Raw genomic sequence first — 22,580 nt, 5'->3', positions numbered from 1 at the left:
CGGACCTTCTTCTCAGACGAGTTGGTAGCCGCGCAGATGGGTGAGGAGCAGGTGGCAGTCCTGGAGCGAGCCGGAACTGTCGCCGAGGGAGCGGTAGATGCCCCACTTCGGGCGCACGCGGTCGGCCAGGAAGGTGTCGACGCCGGTGCGCGCCTTGTCGATCAGGGTCGTGCCGCCGCTCCTCAGGATCCAGCGCACCGAGCCGGACGTGCCGTTGCCGACCTTGATCTGGAAGTCGACGTCGGTCCACCGGTCGTGCAGCGGATCCAGGGAGGTACGGCCGACCAGGGTCCCGGAGACCGGCAGCCGGAGCTCGATGGTCTGGACCCCGTTGACCCGGCGCAGGGACTGCACGACGATCGGCGAGCTGCCGTTGCCGGGCTGCTTCATCTGCATGATGTGCGTGAAGGTGGTCGTGGCCTTCAGCGAGCTCGGGATGTACATCGAGTAGGTCAGCCGCCAGGTCTGTCCCGGCAGCCATTTCAGATAGCTGCCGGGCGAGGTGCGCAGCCCGGTGACCTCCTGGCGCTGCCGGTCGGTCATGGTGTCCCGGTCCACCGTGTGCATGGTGAACCTCCAGTTGTCGCCCTCGGGGCGGATGTGGGGGTGTCCGGCGGGGTGCGAGTTCGCGCGGTCGTCCTCGATCGTCTCGAAGGCGCCGAGACCGTCGACGCTCGCGGACGGCGACCACTTCAGCTGCCAGGAGGCGGCGCTCGCCGGGGTGGCGGGCAGGCCGACGGCGGCGGCGGTCGCGCCGGTCAGGGCCGCGCCCAGCAGGGTCCTGCGGGTGGAGGTCATGGCTGCTCCGAAGAAGTGGGCGTGCGGGGCCGGGCGCGCAGCTGTTCGTTCATGATCAGGAAGGCGCCGAGGCCGTGGAAGTCGTTGGTGGCACGGGTGCGGCCGATGTAGTAGGCGTAGTCGCCGACGTTGGTGCCGATCGAGATGTCGGTGAGGTCGGTACGGCCGTCCGGACCGAGCGAGATCCGCTGCAGGACGCCCTGGTAGCCGCGTTCGGCGACGCTCGCGTAGTGCGCGTCGAGGTAGCCCTGCTGGGCGCCGCGCGAGAGGGCGTAGGTGAACATGCTGGAGCAGGAGGTCTCGGTCCAGTTGTCGCCGCGCTCGCCCTTGTCCATCACCTGGAACCAGCGTCCGGTGGCCGGGTCCTGGTAGTGCTCCAGACCGGCGGCGAGTCGTTTCAGGATGCCCAGCAGCGCGGTCCGGCGCGGGTGGTCGGCCGGGAGGGCGTCGAGCACGTTGACGATCGCCATGGAGTACCAGCCGACGGCGCGGCACCAGTGCTCGGGGGCGAGACCGGTGGCCGGGTCGGACCAGGAGGCGGTGCCCGACTCGTCGTAGGCGTGCTTCAACAGGCCGTTGCCCACCTGGAGATGACCGCCGTAGACGGCGAGCTGCCGGGCGGCCTCGTCATCGGCGTAGCCCGCGTCGTGGAACTCCCTGCCGTACTCGACGAGGAACGGGTTGACCATGTAGACGCCGTCGGCCCACAACTGGTGGGCGCGGCTGCTGGAGTCGGCGTGCCAGAAGCCGCCGTCCTGGGTGCGCGGGTAGCTGTCGAGGCGGTCGCGGATCTTCTTGGCCGCGATCCGGTAGCGGTCCTGGCCGGTCTCGTGGTGCAGGATCGTCAGCAGCCGTCCCGCCTGCATGCTGTCGAGGTTGTTGAAGCTCTGGCCGATCGAGCCGTCGCTCGCCACGAACCGGTCGACGTAGCTCTTGATGAAGGACAGGTAGCGGGCGTTGTGGGTGCGCCGGTAGACGAGGTACTGGCCGTAGAGGTACAGGCCGACGGGGTACGACCAGCCGCCGATCGTGCTCGGCGTGTAGCGGGCGGTGGTGGAGTCGACCATGGCGGCCGACCAGTCGGTGACGGCGGTGGGCCGGCCCACGGTCAGCGAGTCGAGATTGGGTCCGCCGCCGGTACTCACGGCGGTCGCGCGGATCGTGTTGGTGCCCTGCCGCAGCGCCGCGTCGACGGTCCGGGTCCGCCAGCTCGTCCATGAGCCGTCGCCCGGGAAGGACAGGCCGCGCGCGACCGTGACACCGTTGACGGTGACGTCCAGGGGCCGGTCGGCGGTGCTGCCGTTGGCGAAGCGGAACGCGAGCGGCTCGGTGCCCGGCTGGTCGGCGGTGACCGTGAACTCGACGTAACTGCCGCTCAGATTGCCGTAGTTGACGAATCCGGTGCCGGTGTAGCCGGTGTGGTCGGAGTCGACGGTGCCCTGGCCGATGACCCCGTCCTCGGCCTCGTGCACGGCCGGCGCGGGGGCCTCCGGGCGGGGCGCGGCGGCGGCCGGCGTCGAGGTCACCGAGGGCAGCGCGGCCAGGGCGGTGGCGGCGAGCGCGACGGCCGTCAGCGCCGCCCGCAGGCGTCGGCGTCTCATGGTCCTCCTTCTCGGTACGCGTACGCGGACGTCTCGCGCGGTCCGTGCACGAGGTCGCGTACGAGGTGGTGGTCGGGGGCGTGGCGGCAGGCCGGGTCGGTGCGCGTCCCGTCGCCGGTGAGCGCGTACGCCTGGCACCGGCAGCCGCCGTGGTCGGCGGCGCGCAGGGCGCAGCCACGGCAGGGTTCGGGCATCCAGGACTCGCCGCGGAAGGCGTTGAAGGCCGCGGACTCGTGCCAGATCCAGGCGAGTCGGCGGTCGGTGACGTTCGGCGGGTCGAGTCCGGGCAGGGCGGCGGCGGCCGGGCAGGGCAGGACCGTGCCGTCGGGTGCGACGGTGAGCGAGATCCTGCCCCAGCCGCCCATGCAGGGTTTCGCCGTGGCGTCCACCAGGTCCGGGGCGACCCAGACCAACTCCGGTGTGCCGCCGAGTTCCCGGCGCCTGCGGGCGACCGTGGTGCGGGCCCGCTCGACCTGTGCCGGTGTGGGCAGCAGGGCCGCGCGGTTGCGCAGGGCCCAGCCGTGGAACTGGGTGTGGGCGAGCTCGATCCGGTCGGCGCCCCAGGACACGCCGAGGGTGATCAGCTCGTCCAGCGCGTCGAGGTTGGCGCGGTGCAGGACGATGTTGAGCCCGAAGGGCAGTCCGGCCGCGCGGATCAGCCGGGCGGCGCGCTCCTTGGCCGCGAACGAGCGGACGCCCGCGATGCGTTCGGCGGCGGCCGGCTCCGCGTGCTGCACGGAGAGCTGGACGCTGCGCAGTCCGGCCGACACGAGCCCGGCCAGCCGCCGCTCGCTCAGCCCCAGTCCGCTGGTGACCAGCTGGGTGTAGAGGCCCGCGGTGTCGGCGGCGGCGACGAGTTCCGGCAGATCGCGTCTGAGCAGCGGCTCGCCGCCGGACAGATGGGTCTGGACGACACCCAGGTCACCGGCCTGCCGGAACACGTCCGCCCACTGCGCGGCGATCAGCTCTCTTGACCGACCGATCAGTTCGACGGGGTTGGAACAGTACCCGCAGCGCAGCGGGCAGCCGTGCGTGAGCTCGGCGAGCAGGGCCCACGGGGGGTCCGGGGTCATGTCAGCCAGCCCTCCTTCCGCAGCGCCGCGAGGAACCAGGGGACGTCGGCGCCGACGGGGGCTCCGGGGAACGCCGCGCGCAGCTCGGCGACGATCTCCGGCACGTTCCGGCTGCCGTCGCACAGCCGCAGCACGCCGCCCGCCCCGCCGTGCAGGACGACGACCCGTTCCGGCAGCAGCAGGAGGTCGGTGCCGCGCACCCGGTCCCGGCGCAGGACGACCCCGCGGGACAGGGCGGGACGCCAGGTCATGGCAGGCCTCCGGCAACGCCGTCGCCCCGGTCGACGGAGTCGAGCAGCGCCCACAGCACTTCGCACTTGAAGGCCAGCGCGGCCACCGCCCGTTCCTGCTGCGGGCGGGTGCGGGCCCAGGCCAGGACCAGGGCGAGGGCCTCCTCGCCGTCCCGCGCGCCCTGACCGACGCGGGTGCGGAAGTAGGCGAGACCGGCCGGGTCGATCCACGGGTAGTGGCGTTCGAACGCGGCGATGCGGGTGCGCATCAGGTCGGGCGCGGACAGCTCCGTGAGGGAGGCGGCGACCGCGTCCAGCGCGGGACGCCGGGCGCAGAAGGTGACGTACCGCTCGACCGCGAGCCGCACCCCGGGCAGCACCCGGGAGGTGTCCCACAGTTCGTCCCGGGCCAGACCGGCCGCCTCGCCGAGCCGCAGCCAGCGCTCGATGCCGCCCTCGCCCTCGGTCGAGCCGTCGTGGTCACGGATGCGGCGCAGCCAGGCGCGGCGCAGCACGGGCCTCTCCAGCTTGGCGAGGATCAGCGCGTCCTTCACCGGGATGTGTCGCTGGTAGTGGAACCGGTTGGCGATCCAGCGGCGCACCTCGGCCGGGGTCAACTCACCTTGGTGCATACGAAGGTTGAAGGGGTGCCGGTCGTGATAGCGCTCGGCGGTGACGGCGCGCAGTCGGGCGGTGAACTCGGCTGCGGGCCAGGGGGACGCGGTGCTCTCGGCGCGGACGGGCGCGGTCACGGCGCGGGGCGCCGGGCGGCGGGCGCGGGGGTCGCCCCGGCCCGGGCGGAGCCGCCGGCGCCCGGGAGGTCGCCGAGGGCGTAGGCGGTCACCTCGAGCGCGGTCTCGACGACCGTGTATCCAGGGCTTTGCCAGGCATTGTCATCCGATGTCTCCAGAACGGTTCGTTCCGCCGGGAGGGCCTCGGGCAGGGTCTCGTTCATGTGTACGTACCTGCTTTCCTGAGGGTGGGGGGTCTCGGAGCGCAGACAGGCGCCGATATGCGCGTCGTTCACATGTGTGCATTTGATTCAGCGACGCGTTCGGTGGCGCGATACAGAGTCCCGAGAGGACGGGCCGCGGTCAATGGTCCGGACCGAAAACCCTGAAAACATCGGATGCTCTTCGGCCAACCCCCTCCCGTGACTGACTCGTCAGTCAGTTCTGGCGGATTCGGCGGATTCGGCAGTCAGGAATGCATCACGGCCCGTGATCGTTGACGATAAGAGCACCACCTGTTCGTCAACCGAAGGATCAAGAGCTCGTGAGCAGCAAGGTCCCCCCGAAAATCCTCAACAACGGCGTGGAGATGCCCCAGCTGGGCTTCGGCGTCTGGCAGGTGCCGGACGACGAGGCCGAACAGGCCGTCGCCACCGCGCTGGAGGCCGGGTACCGCAGCATCGACACAGCGGCGATCTACGGCAACGAAGAGGGCACCGGCAAGGCCATCGCCGCCTCCGGCCTGCCCCGCGAGGAAGTCTTCGTCACCACCAAGCTGTGGAACAGCGACCAGGGGTACGACGCCACGCTGCGTGCCTTCGACACCTCCCTGGCGAAGCTGGGCCTGGAGTACCTGGACCTGTACCTGATCCACTGGCCGCTGCCGTCCCGGGGCAAGTACGTCGACACCTACAAGGCCTTCGAGAAGCTCCTGTCCGACGGCCGGGTCCGTGCGATCGGCGTCTCCAACTTCCTTCCGGAGCACCTGGAGCGGCTGATCGCCGAGACGTCGGTCATCCCGGCGGTCAACCAGATCGAGCTGCACCCGCACCTGCAGCAGCACGGCTCCCGTGACTTCCACGCGGAGCAGGGCATCGCCACCGAGGCCTGGTCGCCGCTCGGCCAGGGCAGGGGCCTGCTGGAGGTGCCGGCGATCGTCGCCATCGCCCAGAAGCACAACCGCACCCCGGCCCAGATCGTGCTGCGCTGGCACCTGCAGCTGGGCAACATCGTGATCCCGAAGTCGGTGACCCCGTCCCGGATCCGCGAGAACATCGACGTCTTCGACTTCAGCCTGGACACCGAGGACCTCGCGGCGATCAGCGCGCTCAACGAGGACCGACGCCTGGGTCCCGACCCGGCCGCCTTCGACATGGGCTGAACCCCCCCGCCCACACACCCGTACACCCCGCCGCACGGCCTCCTCGCGGCGGGGCGTACGCACACGACCCGACCGGGGGCCCGCACCTGAGACACGCCCCGTGACAGCCTTGCCGGGCAGGCACCCGACCCCGCCCGCCTCGCCAACCGGTGTCAGTCCGCACGCACGTCCGCGTGTACGACCTCGAACTCCTCCAGCGCGGTCACGGTCACATGGGCCTTGGCCGCGCCCGCGCGGCGGATCGGTGCCTGGGCGGCGCGGGTGGCCGCCATCGACTCGCGGTCCACGAACAGCGTGTCGACCATGCCGCGCCCGCGTTCCCGGTCCACGAACAGGGACGTCCGGGCCAGCCCCGCGAGGGATTCGAGCCGGGGCACCTCGGTGGCCCGGAACGTGTCGGCGACCAGGTCCGCGTCCAGGGGATCGAACTCCAGCCTGGTCAGCCGCATTCCGCCGCCCACCCGCGGATGCTGGATCGCGTGGAAGACCGCCACCTCGTAGTTGTCGACCGCCACGGTCCCGGCGAACGGATCGAGCAGCGACGAGCGCCGCTCACGCATCACCTCGTCGCTGTTGTGCCGGGCCTCCTCGGTGTCCCACCAGCTCACCGCGAAGAGTTTGCCCAGCCGGTGATCCACGAAGACGCCCGCCCCGCGGTATCCGGGGCGCTCTTCGAGCAGGTCGCGCCCCTGCGTGTTCAGGGCCCGGACGGCCGTGTCGATCTTCGTGGGATCGCCGGTCGAGTACACGGTGCGTACGAACATGCCGCCTCGCCTCCCGGGAGCCGGATGTGAACATCCGGGGTGGAATCCGAAATGTTCGCTACGACCAGTCTTCTCTGGGGCACTGAGGGCCGCAAACGACGCACGGTGCGCACGTTCGGTCCACCGGACTTGACGGGGCCACGCAAAGGGGCCACCTTGTAACGCACCCGGTAAGGAAACTTTCCTAACAGAAGGGTCCCCCACAGTGCGCATCCGAACACTGACCCTCGCCGCGGCCTCCGGGGCCGCACTGCTCGCCGCCGGAGTGCTCCCCGCCAACGCCTCCGGCACCACTTCCCCAACCTCCGCACAGGAGGGCACGGTCAGCGCGGCCGACCTGCTCGCCAAGGTGACGTCCTGTTCGCAGATCTCCAACGGCAAGTACAAGACCGATGACGAGACGTCGGCCACGATTCCCGTGTGCGGCAAGAACGGTGCCGTGTTCTGGAAGGCCGACATGGACGTCGACTGCGACGGCCAGCGCACCTCGAAGTGCAACGAGGACACCGACCCCTGGTACCAGGACGACACTGCCTTCCACCAGTCCAACGGCAAGCCGCTGAAGGCGGATTCACTGCCCTATGTCGTCGTGCCCAGCTCCAGCGGCATCTGGAACTACTCCAGTGCCGGCATCAAGGGCGGCGGCGTGGTCGCCGTCATCTACAACAACAAGGTCGAGTACGCCGTGGTCGGCGACACCGGCCCGACGAAGATCATCGGCGAGGCCTCGTACGCCACCGCCAAGGCGCTCGGCATCGACCCCGATCCGGAAACCGGCGGGGTCGACTCCGGCGTGACCTACATCCTGTTCAAGAACTCCAAGGTGTCCCCCATAGAGAGCCACAGCGCGGCGGTGACTCTCGGGGATCAGCTGGCCCAGCAGTTCCTGAGGAACAACTGAGCCGGCCCGGAGGTCAGTTGGGCTGTCCGAGCGGCCGTACGACGACGGTGTTGACGTCGACACCGGCGGGCTGCCGGATGGCCCACACGACCGAGTCGGCGATCTGGTCGGCGGTGAGCAGCTGCCCGGGCGGCAGTCCGTTGCCGTCCCAGAACGGGGTCTCCACCCGGCCCGGCGCGATCAGGGTCACCCCGACGCCCCATTCGGTGACCTGGCGGCGGGTGTTCTCGGCGAGACCGGTCACCGCCCACTTGGTGGCCCCGTAGAGGTTGCCCGGGGTGGGCACGAAGCCGGCGACGCTGCCGACCAGGACGATCCGGCCCCGGGTCTCCTTCAGGGCGTCGATCGACGCCCGGATGAGGAGCGCGGGGCCGAGCACGTTGGTCAGCACCATGTCGGTCCAGCCGGCCGGGTCGCCCTCCGCGACCGAATCGTGGGTGGCGGAACCGGCGTTGGCGATCACGATGTCGAGCCGCCCGAACGCCTTGAGGGTGCCGTCGACCGCCGCCCGCACGTCGTCGTACTCGGCCGTGTTCCCCACGACGGTCAACAGGCCGTCGGGCTCGCCGAGTTCGGCGGCGAAGTCGCGCAGCCGCCGCTCGCCGCGGCCGGTGACGGCGACGCGGTGCCCGGCCTCCAGCAGCTGCCGGGCGACGGCGGCGCCGATGCCGCTGCCGCCACCGGTGATGAGCGCGACCGGAGAGTCGGTCATGATGTACCCCCTGTGTTTCGGTGAACGCCGGGGAGTCCATCACTTGAAGCGCTCTCGAAGTCAAGGAACGCAGGTGTCGCGGCAGGGCACGGACGGCAGGTACCGGTGCCAATCGGCCCGGGTCGCGCCGCCCCCGGCCCGTGCGCACACCGCCACGACGGCCCGCCGGGGATCCAACACGGCTGCGCGGTCGCGGAGATGGGGCGTGACGAGACGCAACTCGCCGCCGTCGAAGGTGAATCCCAGCGCTGAGCGGGCCGGTCAGACGGGTCGTACCGCCGTGTGCACGGTGTACGCGGACAGGACGAACACGTCCGGGCGCCGGTGCACGCCCGCCGGGTCGGTCGGGTCGAGGAGGCGGTCGAGGGTGGCGCGGTCGTCGGCGTCGAGGGCGTCGCCGAGGTCGTCGCGGAAGCGGGAGAACTGCGCGGCGACATAGGCGCGGGCCCGCTCGGACGCGGGGGCGGGCAGATCCAGCAGGAAGCTGCGGGTGCGGGTGTGCTTCAGGCCGACGGACGTCAGCAGGGCGGGCCAGTCCTCGGTCTCGGCGACGGCACCGGGCAGGTCGGCCCGCATCTGCGCGAACCACTCCTCCTGCAGCACGTCGAGCCGGGCCTGGAGCCCCGGCCGCCCGATGCCGAGGTCGCGGGGCAGGAAGCGGGACGGCAGGCCGCCCTCCAGCAGGGCGAGGGTGCCGCCGGGAGCCAGGCGGGCGGCGAAGGCGGCGAGCGCGGCGCGCTGGTCGCCGAGGTGGTGCAGGCTGCGGCTGGCCCACAGCAGGTCGGCGGGGTAGTCCAACTCGTCGAGCACAATGGGGAGTTCACCGGCGAGGACGCCGAAGCGGTCGGCGACGCCCTGGCGGGCGGCGCGGGCGCGGGCCCGGTCGAGAAGCGGCTCGGTGCTGTCCACCGCGACGACCCGCGCGCCCGGGAAGGCCTCGGCGAACAGGCACGACACGACGCCGGGCCCGCTGCCCGCGTCGACGATCAGCCCCGGCTCGGTCACCTCCTTCGCCAGCCAGGCCATGGCCCGCTCGTAGACGGGCGCGAACAGCTCCGCCTGCGTCTCCAGGTGCGCGGCCATCTGCGCCCAGTCGATGTCGGTGTGGTCGTGGTGGTGGTGCGCCATGGTGGTCAGCCTCTCGTCCAGGTGCGCCCAGAGTGCGCCGACGCACCGCGCGCGGGCCAGTTCTGTTGCCGGTACGGCAAATTCGTGATGCGCGACAGCAAGGCGCCGGCCGGGCGCCGACCCGGGCGGTGCGGGACGCGATCCGCCGGGGCACCTCCCGGGCGCTTCTTCGGGCGGTCCCCACCCGCACTGGGGACCGCACGTCGTCCCGGGCCGTGGTTCCTCCCTCAGCCGCCGCCCGCAAGGGAGTTGCCGTAGATCCGGGCCAGTTCGGAGACGGTGCGGCTGATTCGGTCGCGCAGCTCGGCGGGGCGCAGGACCTCGATGTCGGCGCCCAGGCTCAGGAATGCGCCGTGGGCGTGGTCGACGGATTCGATGGGGACGGTCGCCACGGTCCAACCGTCTGGGTCAGTGCGGCCGTTGGCTCGTACCGCCTCGCCCGCCGGGCCGGTGAGGCGGGCGCCCGGGGCCAGCCGGATCACCGCCTGCGCCCCGTGCAGCCGGTCGTGGAAGTCGCGCTGGTACGCCGTCCAGTAGGCGGCCAGGTCGAAGTCGGCGGGGCGGGTGAACTCCTCGTCCGTGGCGGCGAGCCGGAGGATCTGGTCGACGCGGAAGGTCCGTGGTGCGAGCCCGGGCCCGGGTCCGGCGACGACGTACCAGCGGCCCGCCTTCAGGACCAGCCCGTAGGGTTCCAGGCGGCGCCGCACGTCGGTGGGCTCGCGCCAGCGCCGGTACAGGACGTCCAGCACACGGCCGTTCCAGACGGCGTCGGCGACGGCGGCGAGGTACGGGGTGTCGTCGGCGTCGGCGTACCAGCCGGGGGCGTCGAGGTGGAAGCGGCCGCTGACGCGGTCGGCGTGGGCGCGCAGTTCGGCCGGGAGGGCGGCGCGGACCTTGAGCTGGGCGGCGGCCAGCACCGGGCCGAGCCCGAGGTCGGCGGCAGGTCCCGGGGCGCCCGCGAGGAAGAGGGCCTCGGCCTCCTCGGTGGTCAGGCCGGTGAGCCGGGTGCGGTAGCCGTCGAGGAGGCGGTAGCCACCGGCGTGGCCCGCGTCGCCGTACAGCGGCACCCCCGCCGCGCTCAGCGCCTCGACGTCCCGGTAGACGGTGCGCACGGAGACGTCGAGCTCCTCGGCGAGCCGGGCGGCGGTCATCCGGCCCCGGGTCTGGAGCAGCAGCAGGATCGAGACGAGACGGCTGGACTTCACTGACACAGGATGTCAGTGAAGCGGGCCTAGCGTCCCGTCCATGGCCTTCGAGGAGAAACTGCTGACCGTGCCGCCGCCGATCGTGGTGGCCGGCCGGCGCGTCAAGCGCTACCACGTCACCACCGACCCCGCGGGCATCGCGCCCGAGGTGGAGCGGGCGGCGTACGCGATCCTGCCCGAGCTGCTGCCGGAGCCGGACGGCACACCGCCGGCGACGTTCGTCGTGCTGCACCGGGGCGGGGACAGCGGCGCCTACCTCAACGCGTACAGCTGGGTGTGGGACAACGTGCTGCACTACCGCAACGCGGCGGCGGGCCAGCCGGTGCTGGGCTGCACGGACACCGACCCCACCCACTTCGTCGTGCCGGCCCTGCCGTGGATCGGCTGTGTGTGGGAGCTGCCGCCGATCCAGCACGAACGGGACGCCTGGGTGCGGCATCTGCTCGCCCCCGAAGTCCCCGACCTGGAGGCCTATGTGACCGACACCCTGCCCGAGGGAACCACAGGAGACCGCTCATGAGCAGCCCGCACGACTTCGACTTCTTCCACGGCGACTGGGAGGTCCGCCACCGCCGCCGCGCCGACTTCCTCGACCCGGACGGCGACTGGGAGGAGTTCCCGTCGACGAGCCGCTGCTGGCCGCTGTTCGACGGGGGCGCGAACATCGACGAGATCGACCTGCCCCGGCTCGGGTCCAAGGGTCTGACGCTGCGGCTGTTCGACCGGGAGAGCGAACGGTGGTCGCTGTACTGGTCCTCCAGCCGCAGCGGGAAGCTGTTCCCGCCGGTGGTGGGCCGGTTCGAGGGCGGCCGCGGCGAGTTCCACGGCACCGACACGCACGACGGGAAGGACGTGCGGGTGCGGTTCGTGTGGTCCGGGGTCTCCCCCACCGCGGCGCGCTGGGAGCAGGCGTTCTCGGTGGACGGCGGGGAGACCTGGGTGACCAACTGGACGATGGACTTCAGTCGGCCCGCGGCTTCCTGAACGCGCGGACGCTGAAACGGGGGTCGGGGCGGGGGCGGTCCTGGTCGGGCAGGGCCGCCAGCCGCTCGGCGAGGCGCTCGGTGAGCGGGTTGTCGGGGCGCAGCACCGTGAACCAGCCGCGGCGCAGGTCGGCGATGGTGCCCCGGGGAGTGCGGCCCTGGCCGAGGCCGGGGAAGGTGGCCCGGCCCGCGGGGAGGAGTCCGTGGTCGGCGGCGTGCGCGGCGACGGTCGCGGCCGCGTCGTGGGCGGGGCGGCGCGGGCGGGGCGCGAGGACGACGTCGATGTCGCTGCCGACGTCGTGCGCGGCGGCCTTGTCGACGGTGGTGACGTACACCCCGCCGGGGCGCAGCACCCGCGCGCACTCGGCGACGACGGCCCGGACGTCGGCCGGTTCGTCGATCAGGTGCAGCAGCCACACGCTGGTGACGGCGTCGAAGGTGGCGCCCGGAAACGGCAGCCGGCGGCTGTCGGCCAGCAGGACCGAGCCGGGCAGCCGGGCTTCGGCCATCCGGGCCATGCCCGGGGCGAGGTCGGCGCCCGTGACCCGGGTTCCGGGCCGGGCGGCCGCCAGCCGGCGGGTCACGATGCCGGTGCCGCAGGCGACGTCGAGGAGACGCCGGGCGTGGTCGGGTATCAGGCCGAGGACGGCGTCGGCGGCCGCCTCGGCGCGTGGTTCGCCGCCCCGGGAGGCGTCGTAGGCGTCGGCTTCCTTGTCGTAATCCAGCACACGGTTCAGTGTGCTCCGTGACCTGCGGCGATGTCCTCCACCTTGCGGGCGAGCTCGAAGTCCTTCTCGGTGACGGCGCCGCCGACGCTGTGGGTGTTCACGGTGAGGGACACCGAGTGGTAGCCGAGGGTCAGGTCGGAGTGGTGGTCGAGGTCCTGCTGGATCTGGGCGATGTGCACGACCAGTGCCGTCGCCGCGAAGTGCGAGCCGAGCCGGTAGGAGCGGGCGATGCGGTTCCCTTCGAGCGACCAGCCCGGCAGCTCGGCCAGCCGGTCCTCGATCTCCTTCTGCGACAACGGTTCGACGGGCATGGGACGGTTCCCTTCCTACGGGTCGCGTACCCGTTCAGCCTGCCACAGGAGAGCCGCCGCGGCCCTGACCGAAGGGGTCAGCGACGGCCGCATTCGGCCGCCAGGTCGTCCGCCGGTGCGGTGATCCGGGCGCGGCCCTCGACCCGCTCGACCCAGGAGTGCGGCAGGCCGACGTCGCCGTGGCGGGCGCCGAGCAGATTGCCGCACAGGGAGCCGGTGGAGTCGCTGTCGCCCGACTGGTTGACGGACAACAGCAGGGCGTCCTCGACCCGGGGCGTGGCCAGCGCGCAGTAGACGCCGATGGCGAGGGCCTCCTCGGCGACCCAGCCCGCGCCCAGGGACTCGACCTTCTCGGCCGTCGGCGACCCTTGCGCGGCCGGGTCGACGGCCCGGCGCAGGTCGGTCGAGGTCTCTTCGTGGCCGGGACGGGGGTCCCCTGTTCGAGCGGAGCCGAGAACTTGGGGGAACTCCGGCACGCGCAGCGCGCAGCACCGAGCCCTCCAGGGAGTCCCCGGCGACGAGGTACGCCAGGATCGCGGCCGGCGCGCCCGACGCGTAGTGGCCGGTGGGGTGGCCGTGGGTGATCTGGGCGCCGCGGGCGGCCATGGCGAACGCCGCGTCGGCGGGGTTGACGAGGCCGAAGGGCGCCGAGCGCATCACCGCGCCGCAGCCCTTGGCGTCGGGGTTGACCTCTCCGGGAGTGCCGTCGAGCGGAAGTCCCCGCGTCGGGGGCGTACATCTGGGCGACGCCGGACAGGCAGGCGTTGCCGGGGGCGCGGCTGGGGGTGCCCCCTCTGGGGGTGTGCAGCCAGGCTCGGTGACCAGGCCGCCGGCCGGGGCGCCGCTCGCGGGCGGTGCGGCCTGTTCGGGGCCCGGCTTCGTCTGGGTCTCCAGCCAGCGCTCTTACGCCCGGCGCAGCAGCAGGACCCAGTCGCCGCCGATGCCCTTGTGCCGTTCCCGTGCGTGGGCATGGACGAGGGCCTCGGCGGTGAACAGGGTCATCTGGGTGTCGTCGCTGATCCGGCCGGCCGCGCCGTGTGCTCCTGGCACCAGCCCGGTCACCCCGCGCTCGCCGTGCGCGGCCCGGATCCGGTCCAGGGAGGAGAACTCGACGGGGTATCCGAGGGCGTCGCCCAGCGCACCACCGAGCAGGCAGCCGCGGACTCTGGCCCGGTACACCGCCGCGGCCGCCCAGGACTACTGCCACGGCTCGTTCATGCGCGCGCTCCTCGACTACGGTCGTCCGCATGACCACTGTCGCCGCCGGCTCCGCCGTGTCCGCCGCCACCCCCGCCGACAAGCGCGTCGGCCCGCTGCTGCGCGCCTGGCGGGAGCGACGCCGGGTCAGCCAGCTGGAGTTGGCGCTGCGTGCCGACTCCTCGGCCCGGCACATCAGCTTCATCGAGACGGGCCGTTCGCGGCCGAGCGAGGACATGGTGCTGCGGCTGGCCGAGCACCTGGACGTGCCGGTGCGGGAGCGCAACGCCCTGCTATTGGCGGCGGGTTACGCCCCGCACTACCCCGAGACCCCGCTGGACGATCCGGCCCTCGACGCGCTGCGCGACGGCATGGAACGGCTGATCCAGGGCTACGAGCCGTATCCGGCGCTGATCGTCGACGCCACGTACACGGTCGTCGCCGCCAACCGGGGCATCGCGATGTTGCTCGACGGCGTACCGGAGTCCCTGCTGGCGCCCGCGCCGAACGCGATGCGGCTGACCCTGCACCCGCACGGGCTCGCGCCGCGCATCCGCAATCTGCGCGAGTGGCGCGGGCACCTGCTCGCGCAGATGGAGCGGCAGATCGCCCTGCACCGCTCGGACGCCCTGCGCACGCTGTACGAGGAGGTCGCGGCGTACCCGGTGCCGCCGGGCGCGGACGACGAGGAACCGGCCGGATCCGTCGCCTACTTCGCGCTGCCGATGCGGATCGATCACGAGGGCCGGATCCTGTCGTTCGTGTCGTCGATCTCCACCTTCAACACGCCGATGGACGTGACGGTCGCCGAGTTGGCCATCGAGACGTTCCTGCCGGCGGACCCGGCGACCGCCAAGTACCTGCGGGAATTGACGAGTTGACACGTCAGTCCCCTCGACCACGTGTGCGACACGGCGTGCCGTGACACACTGCTCGCGTACGACGGCGCGTAGGGGAGGGCGTGGCGTGAGTGAGCGGCGGGCTGCGCCCACCGTCGGCCAGGTGGTGCTCGGCAAGCGGCTTCAGGAGCTGCGCGAGGCGGCCGGCCTGGGGCGCGACGAGGCGGCCCGGGTGCTGCGGGTGGCGTCGGCGACCGTACGGCGGATGGAGATGGCCGAGGTCGCGCTGAAGATTCCCTACGTACAGGTGCTCCTGACGACGTACGGTGTGCCCGCCGACGAGGCCGCCGCGTTCGTGGAGCTGGCCGAGGACGCCAATCAGCCGGGCTGGTGGCAGCGGTTCCACGACGTGCTGCCGGACTGGTTCAGCCTGTACGTGAGCCTGGAGGGCGCCGCCCGGATCATCCGCTCCTACGAGCCGCATTTCGTGCCCGGCCTGCTGCAGACCGAGGACTACGCGCGGGCCGTGCTGGAGGCCGGCACGATCGGGCAGGCCGGCACGGAGGCGATCGAACGGCATGTGTCGCTGCGCATGGAGCGGCAGCGGCTGCTGGAGCGGGAGCACGCCCCGCACCTGTGGGTGATCATGGACGAGACGGTGCTGCGGCGCCCGGTGAGCAGCCGCGGCGAGGTCATGCGCGACCAGCTGGACAAACTGCTGGAGTACGCAGAACGGGACCAGGTGACACTGCAGCTGGCGGAGTTCGCGAGCGGCCCGCACCCTGGGACGTACGCGCCCTTCTCGCTGTTCCGGTTCGCCGAGCCGGAGCTGCCGGACATGGTCTTCACCGAGTACCTGACCGGTGCCCTGTACCTGGACTCCCGCAAGGAGGTCTCCGCGCACCTGGAGGTCCTGGACCACATGACCGCTCGCGCCGCGTCGGCCCAGCGCACCCGGAAGATCCTGCGGGAGCACCGCGAGAACCTCTGAGACCGCCCACGGCGCCCGCGCCCGGCCGCGGGGCACGCACGCAGCACGCCCGCAGCGGGCGGCACCCCCATCGACATCCCTCGAAGACCCTTCGATCGCCTAGGAGACGACACCGCATGACAGGATCCGACGCCGCGCCCGTCCAGATCGACACCAGCCGTCCGCACCCGGCCCGGGTGTACGACTGGTGGCTGGGCGGCAAGGACAACTACCCGGTGGACGAGGAGCTGGCCCGCAAGATCCTGGCCGCGGACGGCACGGCGGTGCGGGGGGCGCGCGCCAACCGCCGGTTCATGCACCGGGCCGTACGCACGGCCGCCGAGGCCGGGATCCGCCAGTTCCTGGACATCGGGACGGGCATCCCCACCGAGCCCAACCTGCACCAGGTGGCCCAGGGCGCGGCCCCGGAAGCCAAGGTGGTGTACGCGGACAACGACCCGATCGTCCTGCGGCACGCGGAGGCGCTGCTGCACGGCTCCGCCGAGGGCACCACGGAGTACGTCCACGCCGACGTCCGCGACCCCGACACCATCCTGCGGCTGGCCGGCGAGACCCTCGACTTCGCGCAGCCCGTCGCGCTGTCCCTGGTGGCGCTCACCCACTACCTGGGCGACGCGGAGGACGACGTGTACGGCCTGGTCGGGCGGTACGTCTCCCTGCTCGCCCCCGGCAGCTACCTGATCCTCTCCCAGGTCACCCCGGACCTCAGCCCCGAGGGCGTGGCCCAGGCGACCGAGCTGTTCCGGCGCAGCGGCACGCCCTTCTACCCGCGCACGCTGCCCGAGTTCACCCGGTTCTTCGACGGCCTCGAACTGCTCGGCCCCGGTGTGATCCCGGTGTACGGGTGGCGGCCGGAGCCGGAGGACGTGGCGGCCCAGGCGGAGGGTGTCGTGCCCGTGTACGCCGGGGTCGCGCGCAAGGCCTGACCCGGACGGGTGCGGTGAACAGGTGCGCTTCCGCGCTCGCCCCTAGGTTCGAAACCGGGGGCGAGCAAGGGAGCGCACGTGACCGACACCCGGATATCGTCCGCGCCGCCCGCCGAGCCGGTCGGGCAGCCGCCGCACACCGCACGGATCGTCCGGCCCGACCGGCCGGCGCCCGGCCCGCACCGCCCACGGGAGGCGTGATGCCCACGGACGCGGTGCTGTACCAGGCGGCGGCGCTGTGCCTGACCCATCCGGACGACGACTTCGTCGCCCGGCTGCCGCTGCTGCGCGAAGCGGCCCCGCAGCTGCGGGAGTTCACCGACCACGCGACCGCGACCCCGCTGCCGGAGCTGGCCGCGCACTATGTGCGGGTCTTCGACGCCGAGGACCGCCGCAGCCTCCGGCTCAGCCGGTGGTACGAGGGTGACGCCCGGCGGCGCGGGAGACCGCTCACGCGCTGTGCGGACGCCTTCAAGGCGCACGGCCTGGAGTGCAGCGGCGAGAAGCCGCCCGACTTCCTGCCGGCGGTCCTGGAGTTCACCTCCCGCACCGGCGAGACGGAGTTGCTCACCGAGCACCGCGACGCCCTGGAGCAACTCCGCCGCCGCCTCGCCGAGTTCGGCACACCGTACGCGACCGTCCTGGACGCGGTGTGCGCCGCCGTGCCGGGTTAGGCGGCGCCGTGTCAGGCCGCGCCGCCCTTCGTGTCGCGTTCGTCGTCGACGATCTCCGCGTCGACCACGCCCTCCTCCTCCGGGGTGCCGTTCGCGTCGGCCGTGTGTCCCTCGGCTGAACTCCCGGCGGCCTGGGCGTACATGGCCTGGCCCATCTTCTGGCTGACGGAGGCGAGTTTCTCGACGCCGCCGCGCAGGGCGGCCGTGTCGGCGTTCTGCTCCAGCAGGGTCTTGAGCTCGCCGGCCGCCGCCTCGACCTCGGCCTTGGTGTCGGACGGCACCCGGTCCTCGTTGTCCCGGATGAACTTCTCCGTCTGGTAGACGAGTTGCTCGGCCTGGTTGCGGGTCTCGGCGGCCTCGCGGCGCCCCCGGTCCTCCTCGGCGTACTGCTCGGCCTCCCGCATCATGCGGTCGATGTCGTCCTTGGGCAGGGCCGAGCCACCGGTGACCGTCATCTTCTGCTCGCGGCCCGTGGCCAGGTCCTTCGCCGAGACGTGCATGATCCCGTTGGCGTCGATGTCGAAGGCCACCTCGATCTGCGGCACCCCGCGCGGGGCGGGCGGCAGGCCGGTCAGGTCGAAGACGCCGAGCTTCTTGTTGTACGCGGCGATCTCGCGTTCGCCCTGGTAGACCTGGATGCCGACCGAGGGCTGGTTGTCGGTGGCGGTGGTGAAGATCTCCGAACGGCGGGTCGGGATGGTCGTGTTGCGCTCGATGAGCTTGGTCATGATGCCGCCCTTGGTCTCGATGCCCAGGGACAGCGGGGTGACGTCCAGCAGCAGGACGTCCTTGACGTCGCCGCGGATGACACCGGCCTGCAGGGCGGCGCCGACCGCGACCACCTCGTCGGGGTTGACGCCCTTGTGTGGGTCCTTGCCGGTGAGCTCCTTGACCAGGTCGGTGACCGCGGGCATCCGGGTCGAACCGCCGACGAGGATGACGTGGTCGATGGCGGAGAGCTTCACGCCGGCGTCCTTGACGGCCTGGTGGAAGGGGGTCTTGCAGCGGTCCAGCAGATCGGCGGTGAGCTCCTGGAACTGGGCGCGGGTGAGCTTCTCCTCCAGGTGCAGCGGGCCCTCGGCGGAGGCGGTGATGTAGGGGAGGTTGATGCTCGTCTCCGACGAGGAGGACAGCTCGATCTTGGCCTTCTCGGCGCCCTCGCGCAGCCGCTGCACCGCCATCTTGTCGTTGCTCAGGTCGATGCCGTTCTGTCCCTTGAACCGCTTGACCAGGTACTCCACGATCCGCTGGTCCCAGTCGTCGCCGCCCAGGTGGGTGTCGCCGTTGGTGGCCTTCACCTCGATGACGCCGTCGCCGATCTCCAGCAGGGAGACGTCGAAGGTGCCGCCGCCGAGGTCGAAGACGAGGACCGTCTGCTCCTCGCCCCGGTCGAGGCCGTAGGCGAGGGCGGCGGCCGTCGGCTCGTTGATGATCCTCAGCACCTTGAGGCCGGCGATCTCCCCGGCCTCCTTGGTCGCCTGCCGCTGGGAGTCGTCGAAGTACGCCGGCACGGTGATCACCGCGTCGGTGACGTCCTCGCCGAGGTAGGACTCCGCGTCCCGCTTCAGCTTCTGCAGCACCCGCGCGGACAGCTCCTGGGCGCGGTAGCGGGTGCCGTCGATCGAACCGCTGTCCGGGAAACGCCAGTGGGCGTCGCCCATGTGCCGTTTCACCGAGCGCGCGGTGCGGTCCACGTTGGTGACGGCCTGCCGCTTGGCGACCTCGCCGACCAGCACCTCGCCGTTCTTGGCGAAGGCCACGACCGACGGTGTGGTCCTCGCCCCCTCGGCGTTGGCGACGACCGTGGGCTCGCCGCCCTCCAGTACGGCCACCACCGAGTTCGTCGTCCCGAGATCGATCCCGACCGCACGTGCCATCTCCGTCCCCTTCCGCCCGGGCCCTTCCCAGACTCCAGCACAAAACTTGAGTGGTCCATTGTCAATGCCGGGTACCCAGAAACGGCGATGCCGCGCCCGGGGGGACGCGGCATCCGAAGGCACGGGGGTGTCAGGCGAGCTTCGCCGACAGGGTGATGGTGGTGCCGGTCAGGGCCTGGCTGACCGGGCAGTTCTTCTTGGCCTCCTCGGCGGCCGCGACGAAGCCGTCCTCGTCCAGGCCGGGGACGGTGCCCTCGACGGTCAGGTGGATGCCGGTGATGCCCTCACCCGGCTGGAAGGTGACGTCGGCCGAGGTGACGAGCTTGGTGGGCGGGGTGCCGGCGCCGGTCAGGCCGTGCGACAGCGCCATGGAGAAGCAGCTGGAGTGTGCGGCGGCGATCAGCTCCTCCGGGCTGGTCTTGCCGTTCGCCTTCTCGGCGCGCGACGGCCACGACACCGGCTGCTGGCCGATGCCGGAGGAGTCGAAGGTGACGACACCGTTGCCCTCGATCAGGTTGCCTTCCCAGACGGTGTGAGCGGTGCGCGTGGTTGCCACGGTTCTTCCTTTCGCGGGTGGACCCGGGTTCGGTGTCCCATCCGATCACATTCGGGCTCAGCGCACCCTGAAGACCGGCCCGCGGGCGGTGAATGGCAGATGACGGCCCTCGGGGATCAGATAGGCGTGCTCGCGCCGCACCCGCAGCACGTCGCACCAGCCGTCGGTGATCACCAGGACGGGCGCGCCCGGCGGGAAGTCCTCGGCCCGCTGCAGCAGGTCGATCCCCGGCTGCAGGACCGTACCGCCGCGGCCGTGCACCCGCACCCGGCCGGCGATCTCGGTGACCGGCAGATAGCCGGCGTCGTGCGGGGCCGCGTCGCAGAAGACGACCCGGGCGGCCGGTACGTCACGGGCCTCGGCGTACGAGGCGATGGCACCGAGCGCTTTGCCGAGCAGCGTGCGGTCCATGGAGCCGGAGGTGTCCAGGACCACGCCGAACGTGCAACGGGCCACCTCCTCGGGCGGGAACCAGCGGCCCGCGCGCGGGATGTCGGGGGTGGCCGACTGACGGCGCGAGGGACGGGCGTACGAGCGCACCGCCTCGGGGCGGGGCACGAACTCGTCGAACCAGCGGGCGAGCCGGGCGTCCCAGGGCAGCGGCGGGTGGCTGAGCGCGCGGATCTCCTCGACCAGGCCGCCGGGCAGGAAACCGCGGTCCTGCTCCTGGTGCAGGTCCAGGCCCCGGGCCAGGCCGCGGCGGTAGAACTCGTCGAGGTCCACGTAGTCGCCGGGCGGGCCGAGCGGGGCGCCGAGCACGTCGCCGAGTCCCTTGCCGCGCAGGGTGGCCAGGCGGCGCGTGCGGCGCAGGTCGCCGGCGATGCGGTCGTAGACCTCCTCGGAGGACAGGCCGGCGAGCGCCGGGTCGTACAGCAGGCCCTCCGGCATGGTGCCGATCTGCATCTCGCGGAGCCAGCCGTTGATGACGTAGTCGCAGGCGATGTTGAAGAGGTAAGGGTCCCGGGTGCCGCAGCGGTCGCCGTGGCGCAGGGCGGCGTGCAGCATCTCGTGGCCGAGGACGAACCGCCACTCCTCGTCGTCGAGTCGGCACACGGGATTGACGTAGATCTCGCCGGCCTCCGGGTTCACCGCGGCGACGGAGATGCCGTGGGCACGGGCGAGTTCGGCGTCGGCGACCAGCTTGATCCCGGCCGCGATGCCGCCGAGCAGCGGATAGGAGGCGATGAACCAGCTCAGGGCCTGCTGCCAGGGGCGCAGCCGCGCCGCTTCACCGTCGAGGGAGTCGCGGCGGCCGCCCGCCATGTCCATCGCCGCCGACACCGTACGGGTCAGCGCGGTGGCGAACGCCAGTTGGTGGTCCGGGGGCTGCCGCCAGCCCACCCACGGCATGAGCAGTTGGTCGGGCTCGTCGCCCGCCGTGCCGCAGCGCTCGTACGCCGCCGGGAGCCCGTCCCTGCGCCAGCGCGCGGCGAGCTGCTCCTCGTCGCCGTCGGGGTAGGAGGCGGGGAGGTCCTCGGGAGTGGTACCGATGGTGAAGTTCAGCAGGAAGCGGTTGACGACGACGCAGCGCGCGGCGAGGTCGAACCGGTCCGGCTGGGTGCGTTCGCCCTTCACCGCGGGGACATGCCCGAAGCCCACGTGCAGGACGGCGTGCGCGAGCGCCCAGGCCCAGGCGGCCGGTTCGGCGAGGCGGTTCGGGTGGATGTGCAGGTCGGCGTCCGAGTCGACGACCACGAGCCCGTCGCGGGGCGCGAACCTGCACTCCTCCTGCCGGCAGACGCCGAACTCGACCGCCGCCAGCGCCGGGTTGGCCTTCACCAGCCGCATCCCCTCGGCGAACGCCTCGGCCGCGAGGTCCCGCTTCTTCTGCCCCTTGCCCCGGGTACGGCTCACCGGCGCGCCTCCACGAGCCGGGGCATGTCCCGGGCCGCCTCGATCAGGAACCAGGAGGGCAGTACGGGATTGCCGTCGGCGTCCGAGGCGATCACGGTCTGCGCGACCTCGACGGAGATCTCCGCGAGCTGCACCAGCAGGGACTTGGCGCGGTACGCCGTCTGCCGGCCGTTCGCCGACATGTGCTCCTTGCTGGCCGGCAGTTCCTTGACGAGTCGGCCGCGGAAGGACTCGGCGAGGTAGTACAGCAGGTCGCGGTCCTCCGGCCGGTTCGGCCAGCGGGCGTCCCCCTTGATGACGGCCTCGATGCCGAACCGGCTGCGCACGATCTTGACGTAGCCGCAGAACGCGGTGGCGTGGGCCGGGGTGAGCGTGCCGTGGGCGAGGACCTTCAGGGTGGCCTCGTCGAGGTCCCGGCCGAAGGAGTGCAGCGCGTCGGAGAGCATGTGCCACGAACGCGGCGTGGAGAACGGCTCCTCGGTCTTGGGCGGCTTGGACCACAGGTGGTCGGGGCGGTCGGTGAGGTGGTCCACGATCCAGGGGTGGATGCCGTTGCCGGCGGCCCAGGCGAGCCAGTCCCTGGGGGAGGCCTCCAGGTGGACGTGGGCGAGACGGTTGACCAGGGCAGAGGCGATGGGGCGGGCGAGGGCGTTGTCGGTGGCGCGGTTGCCGGCACCGATGACGATGGACCCCTTGGGCAGTTCGTAACCGCCGATGCGGCGGTCCAGGATCAGCGAGTAGAACGCCTTCTGCACGTCCGGGGTGGCCGCGTTCAGCTCGTCCAGGAACAGACAGTACGGCTCGTCGCGGGCGATCGCCTCCGGCGGGCAGAACACCGAGCGCCCGTCGCGGATCTGCGGGACGCCCATCAGGTCCTCGGGGGCCAGCTGGGTGCCGAGCAGGCTCACGCACTCCAGGCCGAGCGAGGCGGCGAACTCCCTGACCAGGGAGGACTTTCCGATGCCGGGAGCGCCCCAGAGGAAGACGGGCCGGACGGTGGCCAGGCCGAGCAGCAGGTCGGGCAGACGGGCGGGAGTGACGGTGACGGCGGCCTGCAAACCCAGGGCTCCTTGGGGGTGTTCGAGAGGTGAGCGACTCGAACAGTGTGGGCGCCGGGCCC

27 protein-coding genes and 1 pseudogene are annotated in these 22,580 nt (G+C 72.0%); 9 read left to right on the top strand and 19 right to left on the bottom strand.

All coding sequences use genetic code 11. The annotated features are described in order from the left end of the window. Nucleotides 1-12 precede the first annotated feature (12 nt). The 6 genes from ACWGKT_RS26360 to ACWGKT_RS26335 are packed head-to-tail and all read right to left on the bottom strand — an operon-like array spanning nt 13 to nt 4,657. On the bottom strand, nt 13-798 hold the full coding sequence (locus tag ACWGKT_RS26360) for a Tat pathway signal sequence domain protein (RefSeq protein WP_453275646.1): 786 nt from the start codon (nt 796-798) through the stop codon (nt 13-15). Beyond that, nucleotides 795-2,399, bottom strand: a complete 1,605-nt coding sequence (locus ACWGKT_RS26355; protein ID WP_453275645.1) for a glycoside hydrolase family 88 protein — start codon at nt 2,397-2,399, stop codon at nt 795-797. Before ACWGKT_RS26355 ends, ACWGKT_RS26360 begins: the two co-directional genes overlap by 4 nt. Continuing rightward, a complete protein-coding gene (pqqE, locus tag ACWGKT_RS26350; RefSeq protein ID WP_453275644.1) occupies nt 2,396-3,472 on the bottom strand; it encodes a pyrroloquinoline quinone biosynthesis protein PqqE in 1,077 nt (358 codons plus the stop codon). The genes ACWGKT_RS26355 and pqqE overlap by 4 nt, the downstream gene beginning before the upstream one ends. Then, the gene (pqqD, locus tag ACWGKT_RS26345; protein ID WP_235457701.1) at nt 3,469-3,723 is read right to left on the bottom strand and encodes a pyrroloquinoline quinone biosynthesis peptide chaperone PqqD; all 255 of its coding nucleotides are present in this window, start codon (nt 3,721-3,723) and stop codon (nt 3,469-3,471) included. The genes pqqE and pqqD overlap by 4 nt, the downstream gene beginning before the upstream one ends. After that, a complete protein-coding gene (gene pqqC, locus ACWGKT_RS26340) occupies nt 3,720-4,454 on the bottom strand; it encodes a pyrroloquinoline-quinone synthase PqqC (RefSeq protein WP_453275643.1) in 735 nt (244 codons plus the stop codon). The genes pqqD and pqqC overlap by 4 nt, the downstream gene beginning before the upstream one ends. Next, nucleotides 4,451-4,657, bottom strand: coding sequence for a hypothetical protein (locus tag ACWGKT_RS26335; protein ID WP_453275642.1), 207 nt, complete (start codon nt 4,655-4,657; stop codon nt 4,451-4,453). Before ACWGKT_RS26335 ends, pqqC begins: the two co-directional genes overlap by 4 nt. Nucleotides 4,658-4,977: 320 nt before the next feature. Here ACWGKT_RS26335 and ACWGKT_RS26330 point away from each other — a divergent pair, with 320 nt between their 5' ends. Next, nucleotides 4,978-5,814 (top strand): aldo/keto reductase, encoded by an 837-nt coding sequence (locus ACWGKT_RS26330; protein ID WP_453275641.1) that lies wholly within the window; start codon nt 4,978-4,980, stop codon nt 5,812-5,814. Between the two features lie 152 nt (nt 5,815-5,966). On the opposite strand, the gene ACWGKT_RS26325 is transcribed toward ACWGKT_RS26330, so the two are convergent. After that, on the bottom strand, nt 5,967-6,578 hold the full coding sequence (locus tag ACWGKT_RS26325; RefSeq protein ID WP_453275640.1) for a hypothetical protein: 612 nt from the start codon (nt 6,576-6,578) through the stop codon (nt 5,967-5,969). 205 nt (nt 6,579-6,783) lie between these two features. On the opposite strand from ACWGKT_RS26325, the gene ACWGKT_RS26320 reads away from it, so the two are divergent. Further along, nucleotides 6,784-7,479: a glycoside hydrolase family 75 protein gene (locus tag ACWGKT_RS26320; RefSeq protein ID WP_356146600.1), complete on the top strand. Its 696-nt coding sequence runs from the start codon at nt 6,784-6,786 to the stop codon at nt 7,477-7,479. 13 nt (nt 7,480-7,492) lie between these two features. Here ACWGKT_RS26320 and ACWGKT_RS26315 read toward each other — a convergent pair whose 3' ends face one another. From ACWGKT_RS26315 to ACWGKT_RS26305, 3 genes are all read right to left on the bottom strand, one after another. Beyond that, entirely contained in the window at nt 7,493-8,191 is a 699-nt protein-coding gene (locus ACWGKT_RS26315) for an SDR family oxidoreductase (RefSeq protein ID WP_453275639.1), read from the bottom strand. Between the two features lie 261 nt (nt 8,192-8,452). Next, nucleotides 8,453-9,319, bottom strand: a complete 867-nt coding sequence (locus ACWGKT_RS26310; protein ID WP_453275638.1) for a class I SAM-dependent methyltransferase — start codon at nt 9,317-9,319, stop codon at nt 8,453-8,455. Nucleotides 9,320-9,546: 227 nt separating this feature from the next. After that, nucleotides 9,547-10,524 carry a helix-turn-helix transcriptional regulator gene (locus ACWGKT_RS26305; protein WP_453275637.1) on the bottom strand — a complete coding sequence of 326 codons (978 nt, stop codon included), beginning with the start codon at nt 10,522-10,524 and terminating at the stop codon, nt 9,547-9,549. 40 nt (nt 10,525-10,564) lie between these two features. On the opposite strand from ACWGKT_RS26305, the gene ACWGKT_RS26300 reads away from it, so the two are divergent. Together ACWGKT_RS26300 and ACWGKT_RS26295 are read left to right on the top strand one after the other, a co-directional pair. Then, entirely contained in the window at nt 10,565-11,044 is a 480-nt protein-coding gene (locus ACWGKT_RS26300) for a hypothetical protein (protein ID WP_453275636.1), read from the top strand. Further along, on the top strand, nt 11,041-11,508 hold the full coding sequence (locus ACWGKT_RS26295) for a hypothetical protein (protein WP_453275635.1): 468 nt from the start codon (nt 11,041-11,043) through the stop codon (nt 11,506-11,508). The genes ACWGKT_RS26300 and ACWGKT_RS26295 overlap by 4 nt, the downstream gene beginning before the upstream one ends. Here ACWGKT_RS26295 and ACWGKT_RS26290 read toward each other — a convergent pair. From ACWGKT_RS26290 to ACWGKT_RS26270, 5 genes and pseudogenes are all read right to left on the bottom strand, one after another. Further along, nucleotides 11,486-12,235, bottom strand: coding sequence for a class I SAM-dependent methyltransferase (locus ACWGKT_RS26290; protein WP_453275634.1), 750 nt, complete (start codon nt 12,233-12,235; stop codon nt 11,486-11,488). The genes ACWGKT_RS26295 and ACWGKT_RS26290 overlap by 23 nt on opposite strands. A 5-nt stretch (nt 12,236-12,240) precedes the next feature. Further along, a complete protein-coding gene (locus ACWGKT_RS26285) occupies nt 12,241-12,546 on the bottom strand; it encodes a 4a-hydroxytetrahydrobiopterin dehydratase (RefSeq protein ID WP_235459919.1) in 306 nt (101 codons plus the stop codon). 77 nt (nt 12,547-12,623) lie between these two features. Beyond that, complete coding sequence (locus ACWGKT_RS26280; protein ID WP_453275633.1) at nt 12,624-13,022, bottom strand: ADP-ribosylglycohydrolase family protein; 399 nt, start codon at nt 13,020-13,022, stop codon at nt 12,624-12,626. A 67-nt stretch (nt 13,023-13,089) separates the two neighbouring features. Continuing rightward, nucleotides 13,090-13,203, bottom strand: a pseudogene (locus tag ACWGKT_RS26275) (ADP-ribosylglycohydrolase family protein); the annotation flags it as partial. A 246-nt stretch (nt 13,204-13,449) separates the two neighbouring features. Further along, a complete protein-coding gene (locus tag ACWGKT_RS26270; RefSeq protein WP_453275632.1) occupies nt 13,450-13,725 on the bottom strand; it encodes an ADP-ribosylglycohydrolase family protein in 276 nt (91 codons plus the stop codon). Between the two features lie 68 nt (nt 13,726-13,793). Between ACWGKT_RS26270 and ACWGKT_RS26265 the strand changes: the two genes are divergently transcribed. The 5 genes from ACWGKT_RS26265 to narJ all read left to right on the top strand — a co-directional run bounded on the left by ACWGKT_RS26265 (nt 13,794) and on the right by narJ (nt 17,173). Then, nucleotides 13,794-14,624: a helix-turn-helix domain-containing protein gene (locus tag ACWGKT_RS26265; protein WP_453275631.1), complete on the top strand. Its 831-nt coding sequence runs from the start codon at nt 13,794-13,796 to the stop codon at nt 14,622-14,624. Between the two features lie 85 nt (nt 14,625-14,709). Beyond that, a complete protein-coding gene (locus tag ACWGKT_RS26260) occupies nt 14,710-15,573 on the top strand; it encodes a helix-turn-helix domain-containing protein (RefSeq protein WP_453275630.1) in 864 nt (287 codons plus the stop codon). Nucleotides 15,574-15,689: 116 nt separating this feature from the next. Further along, nucleotides 15,690-16,499 carry an SAM-dependent methyltransferase gene (locus tag ACWGKT_RS26255; RefSeq protein ID WP_356146565.1) on the top strand — a complete coding sequence of 270 codons (810 nt, stop codon included), beginning with the start codon at nt 15,690-15,692 and terminating at the stop codon, nt 16,497-16,499. A 78-nt stretch (nt 16,500-16,577) separates the two neighbouring features. Beyond that, nucleotides 16,578-16,700: a hypothetical protein gene (locus ACWGKT_RS26250; protein WP_268835699.1), complete on the top strand. Its 123-nt coding sequence runs from the start codon at nt 16,578-16,580 to the stop codon at nt 16,698-16,700. Further along, a complete protein-coding gene (gene narJ / locus ACWGKT_RS26245; RefSeq protein WP_356146562.1) occupies nt 16,700-17,173 on the top strand; it encodes a nitrate reductase molybdenum cofactor assembly chaperone in 474 nt (157 codons plus the stop codon). The genes ACWGKT_RS26250 and narJ overlap by 1 nt, the downstream gene beginning before the upstream one ends. Before the next feature lie 11 nt (nt 17,174-17,184). Here narJ and dnaK read toward each other — a convergent pair whose 3' ends face one another. From dnaK to ACWGKT_RS26225, 4 genes are all read right to left on the bottom strand, one after another. Beyond that, nucleotides 17,185-19,050, bottom strand: coding sequence for a molecular chaperone DnaK (gene dnaK, locus ACWGKT_RS26240; protein WP_453275629.1), 1,866 nt, complete (start codon nt 19,048-19,050; stop codon nt 17,185-17,187). Nucleotides 19,051-19,180: 130 nt separating this feature from the next. Next, nucleotides 19,181-19,606 carry an OsmC family protein gene (locus ACWGKT_RS26235; protein ID WP_235459912.1) on the bottom strand — a complete coding sequence of 142 codons (426 nt, stop codon included), beginning with the start codon at nt 19,604-19,606 and terminating at the stop codon, nt 19,181-19,183. A 57-nt stretch (nt 19,607-19,663) separates the two neighbouring features. Next, nucleotides 19,664-21,460: a vWA domain-containing protein gene (locus tag ACWGKT_RS26230; RefSeq protein WP_453275628.1), complete on the bottom strand. Its 1,797-nt coding sequence runs from the start codon at nt 21,458-21,460 to the stop codon at nt 19,664-19,666. After that, nucleotides 21,457-22,518, bottom strand: coding sequence for an ATP-binding protein (locus tag ACWGKT_RS26225; protein ID WP_453275627.1), 1,062 nt, complete (start codon nt 22,516-22,518; stop codon nt 21,457-21,459). The genes ACWGKT_RS26230 and ACWGKT_RS26225 overlap by 4 nt, the downstream gene beginning before the upstream one ends. Between the last annotated feature and the right edge of the window lie 62 nt (nt 22,519-22,580).

The sequence above is a fragment of the Streptomyces sp. NPDC054794 genome (assembly GCF_053611585.1).
This window is presented reverse-complemented; position numbering and strand designations above follow the sequence as displayed.

What these genes read in the sequence shown, in the direction of transcription:
- ACWGKT_RS26360 (WP_453275646.1), bottom strand. Translation starts at nt 798, where the DNA reads ATGACCTCCACCCGCAGGACCCTGCTGGGCGCGGCCCTGACCGGCGCG.
- ACWGKT_RS26355 (WP_453275645.1), bottom strand. Translation starts at nt 2,399, where the DNA reads ATGAGACGCCGACGCCTGCGGGCGGCGCTGACGGCCGTCGCGCTCGCC.
- pqqE (WP_453275644.1), bottom strand. Translation starts at nt 3,472, where the DNA reads ATGACCCCGGACCCCCCGTGGGCCCTGCTCGCCGAGCTCACGCACGGC.
- pqqD (WP_235457701.1), bottom strand. Translation starts at nt 3,723, where the DNA reads ATGACCTGGCGTCCCGCCCTGTCCCGCGGGGTCGTCCTGCGCCGGGAC.
- ACWGKT_RS26335 (WP_453275642.1), bottom strand. Translation starts at nt 4,657, where the DNA reads ATGAACGAGACCCTGCCCGAGGCCCTCCCGGCGGAACGAACCGTTCTG.
- ACWGKT_RS26325 (WP_453275640.1), bottom strand. Translation starts at nt 6,578, where the DNA reads ATGTTCGTACGCACCGTGTACTCGACCGGCGATCCCACGAAGATCGAC.
- ACWGKT_RS26315 (WP_453275639.1), bottom strand. Translation starts at nt 8,191, where the DNA reads ATGACCGACTCTCCGGTCGCGCTCATCACCGGTGGCGGCAGCGGCATC.
- ACWGKT_RS26310 (WP_453275638.1), bottom strand. Translation starts at nt 9,319, where the DNA reads ATGGCGCACCACCACCACGACCACACCGACATCGACTGGGCGCAGATG.
- ACWGKT_RS26300 (WP_453275636.1), top strand. Translation starts at nt 10,565, where the DNA reads ATGGCCTTCGAGGAGAAACTGCTGACCGTGCCGCCGCCGATCGTGGTG.
- ACWGKT_RS26295 (WP_453275635.1), top strand. Translation starts at nt 11,041, where the DNA reads ATGAGCAGCCCGCACGACTTCGACTTCTTCCACGGCGACTGGGAGGTC.
- ACWGKT_RS26285 (WP_235459919.1), bottom strand. Translation starts at nt 12,546, where the DNA reads ATGCCCGTCGAACCGTTGTCGCAGAAGGAGATCGAGGACCGGCTGGCC.
- ACWGKT_RS26265 (WP_453275631.1), top strand. Translation starts at nt 13,794, where the DNA reads ATGACCACTGTCGCCGCCGGCTCCGCCGTGTCCGCCGCCACCCCCGCC.
- ACWGKT_RS26255 (WP_356146565.1), top strand. Translation starts at nt 15,690, where the DNA reads ATGACAGGATCCGACGCCGCGCCCGTCCAGATCGACACCAGCCGTCCG.
- narJ (WP_356146562.1), top strand. Translation starts at nt 16,700, where the DNA reads ATGCCCACGGACGCGGTGCTGTACCAGGCGGCGGCGCTGTGCCTGACC.
- dnaK (WP_453275629.1), bottom strand. Translation starts at nt 19,050, where the DNA reads ATGGCACGTGCGGTCGGGATCGATCTCGGGACGACGAACTCGGTGGTG.